The following is an 11,761-nucleotide window of genomic DNA, read 5'->3' on the forward strand; positions in this document are numbered from 1 at the left end:
GGCTGGTCGGATGATCCAGGTGTGTTCCCGCTGCGGAACGCGGTGGAACGTGCGCGACCGGGAACGACAGGTGTGTCCCCGGTGTCAGGGTGCGTTGATGGCGCCCTCGGCGCCACCGGCACCGGGTGCGGAGTGGAGCGGCGCCTCGGCCCGGCCCGGCGGCCCTCAGCGCCTGCCTGCCGGTTACCGCTGGATCGCCGTGCGGCCCGGTGCGCCACCGCCGCCGCGCGCCCGCCGCCGGCCGCTCGGACCCACCCCTCGCTACACGACGATCCCCCGATGGGGGCTCGTCGAGCACTTCGACGCCGTCGACCCGTCGGCGGCGCAGACCCGCACCGGCCCGTCGCCGACCGCGCTGCGCACGACGCTGATCGTGACCATGGCGGTGCTCGGCGCCACCGCCGCCATCCACGCGCTGCGGTACCTGCTGCTGCTGATCAACCGCACCACGCTGCTGCATCCGCTGGTGGCGGGTGCGGCGACCTGGTTGGGCGTCGCGATGAGCGTCGTGGCGGCGTTCCTGGTGGTCGCCAGCATCGTGCTGCTGACGAACTGGCTGATCGCGCGCCGCGGGGCCGCCTACGCCTACCGCGGGCAGGCCGATCCGCGGGATCCGCGGCGCATCCGGCTGGCCTGCCTGGTGCCGTTCGTCAACCTGTTCTTCGCCCCGGTCTACGCCCTGGAACTGGCCGCGCTGGAAAGCCGCACGTCGACGATGCGCAGGCCGATCATCGTGTGGTGGATTCTGTGGGTGCTCAGCACAGTCGTCTCGGTGTTCTCGATCGCGACCAGCTTCACCACCGACCCGCAGGGCATCGCCGACAACACCGTGGTGACCACGATCGCCTACCTGACCGCGCTGGCCACGCTGCTGGTGGCCCACCGCGTGGTGTCCGGCTTCGAGCAGGCGCCGGTGTCCCGCCCGGTCAAACGCTGGGTGATGGTGCCGGACGACGACGGGCCGGCGACGCCGGATGTGCACGCAGGCAGCCAATCCGGCGGTCCGGTTGAGTCCAGGGGCCAAGACCCGGCAGCATAGGGGCCATGAACCCGGATGACGGCACGCTCGGCGGTCATCCGTTCGTCGTCGCGCACCGTGGCGCCTCCGCCGACCGGCCCGAGCACACACTGGCCGCCTACGAGCTGGCGCTCAGAGAAGGTGCGGACGCGGTCGAGTGCGATGTGCGGCTGACCCGCGACGGCCATCTGGTGTGCGTCCACGACCGTCGGGTGGACCGGACGTCGTCGGGGACCGGGGTCGTCAGTGAGATGACGCTGGCCGAGCTGCGCGACCTGGACTTCGGCTCCTGGCACGCCAGCTGGCGCCCGGGCGCAGGCGCCGACATGACCGACGTGCTGACGCTGGAGAAGCTCGTCGAGCTGGTCCTGGACTGGCACCGGCCGGTCAAGATGTTCATCGAGACCAAACACCCCGTGCGCTACGGCGCGCTGGTGGAGAACAAGGTGCTGGTGCTGCTGCACCGCTTCGGTATCGCGGCGCCGGCCTCGGCCGATCTCGCGCGGGCCGTGGTGATGTCCTTCTCGGCGGCCGCGGTGTGGCGGATCCGGCGCGCCGCGCCGATGCTGCCGACCGTGCTGCTCGGCGAGACGTCACGCTATCTGGGCGGTAGTGCGGCGACGACGGTCGGGGCGACCGCCGTGGGGCCGTCGATCATGACGTTGCGCGAGCACCCCGAACTGGTCGACCGCGCCGCTGCCCAGGGGCGGGCGATGTACTGCTGGACGGTCGACCACTACGAGGACGTGCGGTACTGCCGAGACCTCGGTGTGGCCTGGGTGGCGACGAACCACCCCGGCCGCACCAAGGACTGGCTGCAGAACGGGTTGACCGGCGCGGCCGGCACCGATCGTTAGAGCGCGCCGCCCGCCGCGCGCGGGGCGCCCGAGTCGGATGCGCCACGCGGCATGTCGCGGGCGACGAAGTCCTCGAGGTGGAAAAGGTTGGCGCCCGCCCGCTCGGCGATGCGCACGAGCGTGGTCATCTGCGCGACCTCCTCGACCTGCTCCTTGAGGAACCACTGCATGAACTGCTCGCCGAGGTAGTCACCCTCTTCGCGGGCCACGCTGGCCAGCCGGGTGATCTGCTCGGTGACGGCGCGCTCCTGGTCGAGGGCCAGGGCGAGCGCGTCGCGGGGCGAGTCGAACCGGTTGCACACCTCGTCGACGCCCGGGATCTCCAGCTCGACGTCGCGGTCGATCAGGTACTGCACGAGCATCATGGCGTGGTTGCGCTCCTCGACGGACTGGCCGTAGAAGTGCTTGGCGAGCTGCGGCAGATCGGCGCCGTCGAAGTACACCGCGATCGCGATGTATTGCTGGGCGGCGGTGAATTCGCTGCGGATCTGTTCCTTGAGGAGTCCGTGGAATTTGGTGTCGAGAGCGCCGAATGTCGTCATGACCGCCACGATATAGCAGGTCAGAGGGCATTGTCAGCCAAGGTCAACCTTACTGAGGGAAGCTTCCCCTAAGCTGAAGCGGCAAATCTGTGACCGCGGTAACACACCAAGGCTTGGTTTGCTGAGTGTAGGCGTACCTCAGCGTGGGCCAGCCTGGGTCAACCTGGCGCGTCGAGCACGTCGGTGGGGACCGGGGTGTCGGCGGCCAGCGCGCCGAACAGCCGCCCGGCCGCATCGCCGTCCCACACCACGACGGCGCCGGAGCCGCCGCTGGTGAACTCGCCGATCGGGACCGTCGTGGTGGTGAAGTCCCCGCGCAGCGCCCAGCCGAGCCGGGCGAGGTCCCAGACATGCGCACCCGTGTCCACGGTCAGCGCGGCTCCGGCCGCGTGGGCCATCGGGAACCAGCGCAGCGGGTTGAGGAACACCGCGGGGCTCGCGGCGCGGTGCAGCAGCGCCGACATGAACGCCCGCTGGTTGATCATCCGGTCCAGGTCGGCGCGCGGGGTCGCGCGGGTGCGCACGAACCCCAGCGCGTTGCGGCCGTCGAGCTCCTGACAGCCGGCGGGCAGGTCGATGCCGGCGAGCGGATCGCTGATGGGCTCGGGCGGGCACATCGTGACCCCGCCGACGGCGTCGACCACCGCGGCGAACCCGTCGAAGCCGACCTCGGCGTAGTGGTCGAGCCGCAGTCCGGTGGCCTGCTCGACGGTCTGCGCCAGCAGCGGTGCGCCACCGAGCGCGAACGCCGCGTTGATCTTGTCCTCGCCGTACCCGGGAATCGGCACGTAGGAATCGCGGGGGATCGACACCATCGTCGTCGGGGCGTCCGAGCCCAGCCCCGGCAGGTGGACCAGCATGATCGTGTCGGTCCGGCCGCTGCCGACCTCACCGCCGGTGGCGAGCTGCGCCTGCTGCTCGGGGTCGAGACCGGCCCGGCTGTCGGAGCCCACCAGCAGCCAGGTGGTGCCGCGGCCGGCGGCGGGCCGGTCCGGGTAGGCGGTCAGCGCGGGGATGCGCTGCAGCGACGAGTCGACCCACACCACCAGGCCCACCAGCGTGAGGATCCCGACCAGCGCAACGGCCAGGACGATCCGGCCCCACGGCCGCCTGCGGCGGGGCTTGGCGGCCGCGGCCGGTGGGGGAGCCGGGGGCCGGGCGGGCGGGCGGACGCGCGGGGCGGGGGGTGGACGCCGGGCCGGTGCGGGTGGCGGCGGCGGTGGCAGTCGTTGCTCCCATGCCGGTGGCGGAGTGCGCGGAGGTGGGGGCGGCGCGGTCCGCGGAGGCGGGCTCGGCGGGTTGGGCGGCCAGACCGGCGGCGGCCGGTGCCCGGGTGGGCGGCGGATCACCTGCGACGGCTCTCGCGGACCGTCCGGTCGGCGCGGTCCGAACCCCTGCGGTCCGGGTCTGCCGCCGTCCGGCCGATTCGGGTTCACAGCGAAAAATGTACGTGCTGGATCACTGCAGCCAGCCGAGCCGCCCCGCAAGCAGGGCGTAGCCGACGAACGCCACCGCGTCGATCAGGGCGTGCGCGATGATCAGCGGCCACAGCCGGCCGGTGCGGTGCCAGACGTAGCCGAACACCAGCCCCATCGCCACGTTCCCCAGACCGGCACCGAACCCCTGGTAGAGGTGGTACGCCCCGCGCAGCAGGCTCGCCACGACGATCGCCACGACGGGGTTCACCCGCAACTGGCGCAACCGGGTCAGCAGGAAGCCGACGACGATGATCTCCTCGGCCCAGCCGTTGGCGAACGACATCGCCAGCAGCACCGGGATGCGCCACCAGGTGTCGTAGAGCTCGGCCGGCTCGACCGAGGCGTTGATGCCGAGGATGCGCGCCACCTGGTAGAGCGCCAGGCCGGGCAGTCCGATCAGCGCGGCGAGGCCGAGGCCGCCGAGGACGTCGGGCCGCATCCGCGGTCGCGCCAAGCCGATGTCGGCCAGGCGTGAACCGCTGCGCCACAGCAGGTAGACGCCCAGTGCCCCCCAAGCCAGGAGCTGGAAGACGCCGGCGAGGTTGAGCGCCAGGTCGATCAGATCGAAGGTGGACCGGCGCGGGTTGAGCGCGACCACCTGGCCGGACAGGCCGAGCAGGACGGATTCGAGCAGGCGCAGCAGCGCGGTGTAGGCGCTCAGCCCGAAGGTGACGGCGAGGACGACGGCGATCTCGATGCGCAGTGCACGGCGCTGCCGCTGATCAGGCAACTCGTCGGGAGGCCGGGTCACCGTCCATACGGTAGCGGTGCCCGGGGCCGGTCAGCCGCCCGGCCGCTCGAGGCGCCGGGCCTGCAGGCCGTTGAGGAACGGGCAGCCCATCAGCACCCGGATGGCCTGGCTCAGACCGGTCACGTCGTCGACGGGTTTGGGGAACGGTAGGCGAACGTCGTGGTCGCCGTCGGTGTCCTCGACGCGCAACTGGACGCCGTATCGGTCCAGGCCCAGCGGGCGCACGCGGCCGCGGCGCATCGCGGCGGGTAGCCGGCTGGCCAACCGGTCGACGACGTCCTGGTGTGCCGACTCCATGTGCTGCAGCCAGCAGGACTCCATCGCGCAGAACGGGTCGGGCCGGGCTTGCAGCAGCGCGCTGACGCCCACCGACTCCGCGCCGGTCGCGTCGGCGACCACCACCGACTCGATCTCAAGCCGCATCAGCGCGTAGCGGGAGTCGTCGCCCGAATTCACCTGCAGCAGAGCGGGATTGGGGTCCACGCTGGCGACCAGGTCGAGCAGGCCGGGTACGTCTGCGCCCGGCACGGTGTGCACGCGACCGCGGATCCACACCAGGGACCGCACCGGCTCGCGCAGCGGAAGAGGCGCGTAATCGGTCATCTCGAGCACGGCCTGGGCGCCCGCGGCGCCCGCGCGGGTGACCATCGCCGAGAGCGGACCGTCGACGGGAACGGTGATCGCGAACGATCCGTCGTCGAGGAGATGGTGCACGGGAGTGCTGACCGGGTCGGCGCCCTCCACCGCGAGCATCGCACCGCCGCCGCGGGCGCATGCGCTGCGGATTCGCTCGGCCGTTGTCGGTGTCGTCGTCGGTGCGGTACGTGCCATCGTGCTGCCTTCCGGTTGGTGAGGTAAGCCTTACTTAACTATGCGTGCCGGGGTCGCGCAAGACTTTGACCCGGACCCGTCCCGGTCAGCGGATAGTGTTGGGACGTGCCGCGCATCGCCTACCTCGGGCCCGAGGGGACGTTCACCGAGTCGGCGTTACGGCAGATGGTGGCCGGCGGCATGGTCCCCGGCGGCAACCCCGACGACAACCCCGACGACACCGCGGTAACCCCCGTGCCGACCGACAGCACGCCGGCCGGACTCGAGGCGGTCCGGTCCGGCGACGCGGACTATGCGTGCGTGCCGATCGAGAACTCGATCGAGGGTTCGGTGCTGCCCACGCTCGACAGCCTCGCGGTCGGGGCCCCGCTGCAGATCGTCGCCGAACTCACCCTCGACGTGTCGTTCAGCATCGTCGTCCGCCAGGACCACGACGGCGACGTCGCGACGGTCGCGGCGTTCCCGGTCGCCGCCGCCCAGGTCCGGCGCTGGCTGTCCGAGCACCTGCCCGCCGCGCGGCTCGTCCCCGCGCACTCCAACGCCGCCGCCGCGGCAGACGTCGCCGACGGGCGCGCCGACGCCGGTGTCAGCACCGCCCTGGCCGCCGAACGCTACGGCCTGCGCAGCCTCGCCGCAGGCGTCGTCGACGAACCCAACGCGCGTACCCGCTTCGTGCTCGTCGGGCGGCCGGCCCCGCCCCCGAAGCGCACCGGGGCCGACCGCACCTCGGTTGCGCTGCGGCTGCCCAACACCCCCGGCGCGCTCGTCGCCGCGATGACCGAGCTGTCCATCCGCGACATCGACCTCACGCGCATCGAATCCCGACCCACCCGCACCGAGCTCGGCACCTACGTGTTCTTCCTCGACTGTGTCGGTCATCTCGAAGACGATGCGGTCGCCGAGGCACTCAAAGCGCTGCACCGTCGTTGTGCAGATGTGCGATATCTGGGTTCCTGGCCGACCGGCGCGCCGGCCGGCGCGTCACCGCCGAGCAGCGACGAAGCCAACCGCTGGCTGACACGCCTTCGCGACGGGCTGCCGGAGGACGACCGATGAGCGGCAGGCTGGTGCTGGTGCGGCACGGCCAGTCGCACGCCAACGTGGAACGCCGGCTCGACACCCGCCCGCCCGGTGCGGCGCTGACCGACCTCGGCCACGACCAGGCACGCGCCTTCGCACGCGGACTGCTGCGCCCGCCCGGGCTGCTCGCGCACTCGATGGCGCGGCGCGCCGCGGAGACGGCCGCCGAGATCGCCGCGGCCGCGACCCTCGACCCGCTCGAGTTCGACGGTCTGCACGAGGTGCAGGTCGGTGAGCTCGAGAACCGCTCCGACGACGAGGCCATCACCGAGTTCGAGTCGATCTACCAGCGCTGGCACCAGGGCGATCTCGACGTGCCGATGCCCGGCGGGGAGTCCGGTAACGAGGTGCTCGACCGCTACGTGCCGGTGCTGACGCAACTTCGGATGCGCTACCTCGACGACCACGCCTGGCAGGACGACATCGTGGTGGTCAGCCACGGTGCGGCGATCCGCCTGGTATCGGCGGTACTGGCCGGCGTCGAGGGCACCTTCGCGCTCGACCACCACCTGGCCAACACCGAAGCGGTGGTGTTGGCCCCCATCACCGACGGCCGGTGGAGTTGTGTGCAGTGGGGTCCGCGGGTGCCGCCGTTCTATCCCGAACCAGGCGTCGACCCAGTGCACGACGCACTGGAGTCGGTCGACCCGATGGGCTAGGCGGTCAGATCGCGGCTCGGCCCGCGGCCGACTGGCCGCACTGGCAGCCCACCGCCTCGCAGTCGATGCGGAAGGTGTGCACCACCTCAGGGGTGGTGCAGTCGTCCTCGGTGCATTCGATGCGGTAGCGGACGTGGTGGATGACAGTGCCGTGGCAATGTTCCAGCCCGGCCCCGCACTCCCGGCACTGGATGGTCATGGCCCCGTTCTAGCACTGCGCGCCGACAAATGGGGAGTGCCGCGCTCACGCCCAGCCGAGTTCGTGCAGCCGATCGTCGTCGATGCCGAAATGGTGGGCGATCTCGTGGATCACGGTGATCGCCACCTCCTCCACCACATCCTCGTCGCTGTCGCAGATGTCGAGCAGCGCGTCGCGGTAGATCGTGATCGCGTCCGGCAACGAGCCCGCATAGGTGTGGTCGCGTTCGGTCAGCGCGACGCCCTCGTAGAGGCCGAGGAGGTCGGGCTCGTCGGGGTGGCGGCTCTCGACGAGCACCACCACGTTGTCGAGGGCGGCGGTCAACTCCGGCGGGATGAGGTCGAGCGCATCGGAGACCAGTTCGTCGAACCGCTGCGCGCTCATCCGGACGGCCACGCGGTTACGGCCCCGGCGGTGGGGGTGGCGGCGGAACCGGCTCGACCGGCGGCGCGGGCGCGGGAGGCGGCGGCGCGGGTGCCGGTGCGGGTGCGGGCGGCGGCGGAGGGACCGGCTCCGGGGCGGGCGGAGGCGGCGGTGCGGGGGCACCGGGTGCCGGCGGGGGCGGCGGTCCGTTGAGGAACGTGTTGCCGTCGCCGGCCGGCGGTGCCTCGGTCGGCGCGGCCTGTTGTTCGGTGGGCGCGGTCGTCTGCTGCGGGCCGTGCTGGGTCTGGGTCTCGTCGGTCTCGGTCTGCTCGCTCTGGCTGTAGTCCGGTTCGGACTGCGACGACGAGTCGACGGCGTCGGGCATCGGGATCGGCGGCAGGCTCAGCCGCTCCTCGGGGATGTCCGGCGGCGGGACCGGGGGCTGACCGTTGATCTGCAGCGGTCCCTTGGCGCTGTTGAGCAGCGTCGACCAACCGCCGTTGCCGAGCGTCGCGCCGATACTGCAGGACACCTGGCGGCTGCCCGCGGTCCAGCTCGGCAGCGAGACCGTGCTGTAGATCAGCGTCAGCGTGGTGCTGCGCAGCTGGATCGGCGCCAGGTACTGATCCGTCATCCGCGTGCAGGCGTCCTTGATGAACGCGTCCTGCTCGGGTTCGGGCGGCAATCCGCCGGGGAACTTCTCGGCGAGGTTCACCGCACCGGTGACCTCCATGGCGTGCGGGGCGGCGCAGTCGACGGGGATGTCGGTGGGCTGGTTGGTGGCCGGGTCGATGCCCAGGCAGGTGCCCGCGGGCCACACCTTGGACTGGTCGACGTCGGCGACCTTGCCCTTGAACGCCAACTGCTGGTTGTTGGCGCCCGGCAGCTGCAGACCGCACAGCATGCGGCGCTCGCCGGACTGGCGCCACGCCTTGTCCCCGGACCACATCATGCTGATCGTGAAGCGGCTGTTCGGGTCGAAGCGCGGGCCGAGGTAGCGGCGCACCGCGGCCTGGCACTGCTCCTGGCTGATCTGCTGGATGCGGGCCGGTGTCGGCGGCTCCGCATCGGGGCCGTACTCACTGCCCGGGAAGGTGCGCATGTCCACCGACTCGGCCACCTCGAAGCGGTGGTCGTCCTTGCAGTCGACGATCTGCGCGCCGTCGGGGTTGCGTTCCGGCCAGTTCAGGCAGTCGCCGCTCTTGGCGTGGTTGAACGTGTCGTTACCGCGCGGGCCGAGCGTGATCGCGCTGGCGCTCAGGCCGGGGCCGTTGCTGCCCTCGCTGCGGGGCAGGGCGGTGACGAGCCCGGCGATGAGCAGCCCGCCGAGCGCGGTCAACAACAGGGCGCGCCGGGTCGACGTGGCCTGCAGACTGTGCCACCACGGCGACGCCTCGCGCGTATCGCCCGCCGGGCGGTCGCGTTCTGGTGCCTCCAACATCCGCTCCATTGTGACAGGCGTGTCAGGTGCTGTGACAAGTGATGCAGTTGTAACGTTATGCGGTTGTGCCGGCCGGGACCCGGCGCGCGTAGATTCGGGCGTATGACGCGGCCCGACGACGCTGCGGACGAGGCGGGTCCCGACGAGGCGGTCGCCGAACTGGCCGGCCGGATCTTCGACATGGCGCGCACCGGTGACGCGGAGGCGCTGGCCGCCTATCTCGACGCCGGCGTGCCGGTGAACCTGACCAACGCCAAGGGCGACACGCTGGTGATGCTCGGCGCCTACTACGGCCACCCCGAGGTGGTGCGGGTGCTCGCCGCACGCGGCGCCGACGTCGACCGCGCGAACGACCGGGGGCAGACACCGCTGGCCGGTGCGGTGTTCAAGGGTGAGGACGACGTGGTGCGCGCGCTGCTCGACGCCGGCGCCGATCCACAGGCCGGCGCCCCGAACGCGGTCGAGACCGCACGGGTGTTCGGACGGACCGGCCACCTCCAGATGTTCGGAGCGGCCGGACAAAAGTAGGGTTGCGGCCGTGATCGACCTCAAACTCCTGCGCGAGAACCCCGACGTCGTGCGCGCCTCACAGCAAGCCCGCGGCGAGGATCCCGCACTCGTCGACGCCCTGCTCGAGGCCGACACCGCCCGGCGGTCGGCGGTGTCCGCGGCCGACAACCTGCGCGCCGAGCAGAAGGCGGCCAGCAAGAAGGTCGGCAAGGCCTCTCCGGAGGAGCGGCCCGCCCTGCTGACCCAGGCCAAGGAACTCGCCGAGCAGGTCAAGAGCGCCGAGGCCGCGCAGTCGGAGGCGGAGAAGGCGTTCAACGCCGCGCACATGGCGATCTCCAACGTCGTCGTCTCCGGTGTGCCCGCGGGCGGCGAGGACTGCTTCACGGTGCTCGACGTCGTCGGCGAGCCGCCGACGATCGAGAACCCGAAGGACCATCTGGAACTCGGCGAAGCGCTCGGGCTGATCGACATGGAGCGCGGCGCCAAGGTGGCGGGGTCGCGCTTCTACTTCCTGACCGGTCGCGGTGCGCTGCTGCAACTCGGCCTGATGCAGCTTGCGGTGCGGCTGGCCACCGACAACGGGTTCACGTTGATGATCCCGCCGGTGCTCGTGCGTCCCGAGGTGATGGCTGGCACCGGGTTCCTCGGCGCACACGCCGACGAGGTGTACCGCCTCGAAGCCGACGACATGTACCTGGTCGGGACGTCGGAGGTGCCGCTGGCCGGATACCACTCCGACGAGATCCTCGATCTGGCCAACGGCCCCCGGCGCTACGCGGGGTGGTCGTCGTGTTTTCGCCGCGAGGCCGGCAGCTATGGCAAGGACACCCGCGGCATCATCCGCGTGCACCAGTTCGACAAGGTCGAGGGCTTCGTCTACTGCAAGCCCGAGGACGCCGAGGCCGAACATGAACGGCTGCTCGGCTGGCAGCGCGAGATGCTCGCGCTGATCGAGGTGCCGTACCGGGTGATCGACGTCGCGGCCGGGGATCTGGGCTCGTCGGCGGCGCGGAAGTTCGACTGTGAGGCGTGGGTGCCGACGCAGCAGACCTATCGCGAGCTGACCTCGACGTCGAACTGCACGACGTTCCAGGCCAGGCGGCTGTCGACCCGTTACCGCGACGAGAACGGAAAACCGCAGATCGCCGCGACGCTCAACGGCACGCTGGCCACCACCCGCTGGCTGGTGGCGATCCTGGAGAACCACCAGCAGCCGGACGGCAGCGTGCGGGTTCCCGCCGCGCTCGTGCCGTTCGTCGGCGCCGAGGTGCTCGAACCGGTGCAGTAGCGGGTCAGTGCAGCAGGTTCGGCTCGTGGCGGACGATGCGGCGGGCCACCGCGGCCACCGGTTCGTGCCGCTCTTTGGCCAGCCGGATCAGCAGCGCGAACGCCGTCGCCGAGTCGATCGTGAAGCGCTCGCTGAGCACGCCTTTCGCCTGACCGATGATGTCGCGGTTGGCCAGCGCGGTACGGAAGTAACTCTCCCGGCGCCTGTTCTGCACGATCAAGGCCGCTTGGGCCGCGAACGTGAGCGCGAGGCCTTCGATCTCGTCGCCGTACACCCCAGGACGGTCGGCGTAGAAGGTCAGTGCCCCGACGGTGGGCCCGTCGCGGAACAACGGCATCGTGAGGATCGATCGGATCGGTGTCTGGCGGACCGCCACGTCGCAGAATGTCGGCCATCGGCTCTCGGTGGCCAGGTCGTCCGCGCGAAGCGCCGTCCCTGTTGTCGACGAGTCGAAACACGGACCTTCGCCGAGCCGTCCCTGGATCTCGCCGATGAGTCGGGGCACGCCGTCGGTGCACCCGACGCTGCGAATCGTCCGGTTCGTGACGATGGACACGCCGGCGTGATCGGCACCGGGAAGGTGAGCGACGGCGGCTTCGGTGAGCGCCGAGAGAACTCCGTCCGGGTCCGGCCCTGCTTCTGCGTGGATTCTGCCGGCGACTTCGACGACCGCCCGGTGGGTCGTCACCTTGGCCGTGCGGTTTCGCTTGGTTTCTCCTAGTACGTCCATCCGTCGTGCCTCTC

The 11,761-nt window shown here is 71.2% G+C and carries 14 protein-coding genes; 6 read left to right on the forward strand and 8 right to left on the reverse strand.

The genetic code is table 11. The features are described 5' to 3' along the window. The first annotated feature begins 10 nt into the window (after positions 1 to 10). Positions 11 to 1,039 carry a DUF4328 domain-containing protein gene (locus tag G6N30_RS22610; protein ID WP_134057276.1) on the forward strand — a complete coding sequence of 343 codons (1,029 nt, stop codon included), beginning with the start codon at positions 11 to 13 and terminating at the stop codon, positions 1,037 to 1,039. Between the two features lie 5 nt (positions 1,040 to 1,044). Further along, positions 1,045 to 1,875 (forward strand): glycerophosphodiester phosphodiesterase, encoded by an 831-nt coding sequence (locus tag G6N30_RS22615; protein WP_134057274.1) that lies wholly within the window; start codon positions 1,045 to 1,047, stop codon positions 1,873 to 1,875. On the opposite strand, the gene G6N30_RS22620 is transcribed toward G6N30_RS22615, so the two are convergent. From G6N30_RS22620 to G6N30_RS22635, 4 genes are all read right to left on the reverse strand, one after another. Then, on the reverse strand, positions 1,872 to 2,417 hold the full coding sequence (locus G6N30_RS22620) for a ferritin (RefSeq protein ID WP_134057272.1): 546 nt from the start codon (positions 2,415 to 2,417) through the stop codon (positions 1,872 to 1,874). The genes G6N30_RS22615 and G6N30_RS22620 overlap by 4 nt on opposite strands. Positions 2,418 to 2,575: 158 nt before the next feature. Beyond that, on the reverse strand, positions 2,576 to 3,853 hold the full coding sequence (locus G6N30_RS22625) for an LCP family protein (RefSeq protein ID WP_234880236.1): 1,278 nt from the start codon (positions 3,851 to 3,853) through the stop codon (positions 2,576 to 2,578). A gap of 22 nt (positions 3,854 to 3,875) precedes the next feature. Continuing rightward, positions 3,876 to 4,646 (reverse strand): CPBP family intramembrane glutamic endopeptidase, encoded by a 771-nt coding sequence (locus G6N30_RS22630; protein ID WP_134057270.1) that lies wholly within the window; start codon positions 4,644 to 4,646, stop codon positions 3,876 to 3,878. A 30-nt stretch (positions 4,647 to 4,676) separates the two neighbouring features. Next, the gene (locus G6N30_RS22635) at positions 4,677 to 5,477 is read right to left on the reverse strand and encodes a DUF2470 domain-containing protein (protein ID WP_134057268.1); all 801 of its coding nucleotides are present in this window, start codon (positions 5,475 to 5,477) and stop codon (positions 4,677 to 4,679) included. A 105-nt stretch (positions 5,478 to 5,582) separates the two neighbouring features. Between G6N30_RS22635 and pheA the strand changes: the two genes are divergently transcribed. Next, positions 5,583 to 6,533, forward strand: coding sequence for a prephenate dehydratase (gene pheA / locus G6N30_RS22640; protein ID WP_134057266.1), 951 nt, complete (start codon positions 5,583 to 5,585; stop codon positions 6,531 to 6,533). Then, complete coding sequence (locus G6N30_RS22645) at positions 6,530 to 7,216, forward strand: histidine phosphatase family protein (RefSeq protein WP_134057264.1); 687 nt, start codon at positions 6,530 to 6,532, stop codon at positions 7,214 to 7,216. Before pheA ends, G6N30_RS22645 begins: the two co-directional genes overlap by 4 nt. A 4-nt stretch (positions 7,217 to 7,220) precedes the next feature. Here G6N30_RS22645 and G6N30_RS22650 read toward each other — a convergent pair whose 3' ends face one another. Genes G6N30_RS22650 through G6N30_RS22660 form a run of 3 tightly spaced genes read right to left on the reverse strand, consistent with a single transcriptional unit; the run spans position 7,221 to position 9,228 of the window. Continuing rightward, a complete protein-coding gene (locus G6N30_RS22650; RefSeq protein WP_134057262.1) occupies positions 7,221 to 7,415 on the reverse strand; it encodes a hypothetical protein in 195 nt (64 codons plus the stop codon). A 45-nt stretch (positions 7,416 to 7,460) separates the two neighbouring features. Then, positions 7,461 to 7,811 carry a metallopeptidase family protein gene (locus G6N30_RS22655; RefSeq protein ID WP_134057260.1) on the reverse strand — a complete coding sequence of 117 codons (351 nt, stop codon included), beginning with the start codon at positions 7,809 to 7,811 and terminating at the stop codon, positions 7,461 to 7,463. 4 nt (positions 7,812 to 7,815) lie between these two features. Next, positions 7,816 to 9,228, reverse strand: coding sequence for a septum formation family protein (locus G6N30_RS22660; RefSeq protein ID WP_134057258.1), 1,413 nt, complete (start codon positions 9,226 to 9,228; stop codon positions 7,816 to 7,818). 93 nt (positions 9,229 to 9,321) lie between these two features. Here G6N30_RS22660 and G6N30_RS22665 point away from each other — a divergent pair, with 93 nt between their 5' ends. Beyond that, complete coding sequence (locus G6N30_RS22665; protein ID WP_134057256.1) at positions 9,322 to 9,747, forward strand: ankyrin repeat domain-containing protein; 426 nt, start codon at positions 9,322 to 9,324, stop codon at positions 9,745 to 9,747. A gap of 10 nt (positions 9,748 to 9,757) precedes the next feature. After that, a complete protein-coding gene (serS, locus tag G6N30_RS22670) occupies positions 9,758 to 11,017 on the forward strand; it encodes a serine--tRNA ligase (RefSeq protein ID WP_134057254.1) in 1,260 nt (419 codons plus the stop codon). Between the two features lie 4 nt (positions 11,018 to 11,021). Here serS and G6N30_RS22675 read toward each other — a convergent pair whose 3' ends face one another. Next, positions 11,022 to 11,747 (reverse strand): GAF and ANTAR domain-containing protein, encoded by a 726-nt coding sequence (locus tag G6N30_RS22675; protein ID WP_134057252.1) that lies wholly within the window; start codon positions 11,745 to 11,747, stop codon positions 11,022 to 11,024. Positions 11,748 to 11,761 lie beyond the last annotated feature (14 nt).

Source organism: Mycolicibacterium litorale (assembly GCF_010731695.1).
Classification (GTDB): domain Bacteria; phylum Actinomycetota; class Actinomycetes; order Mycobacteriales; family Mycobacteriaceae; genus Mycobacterium; species Mycobacterium litorale.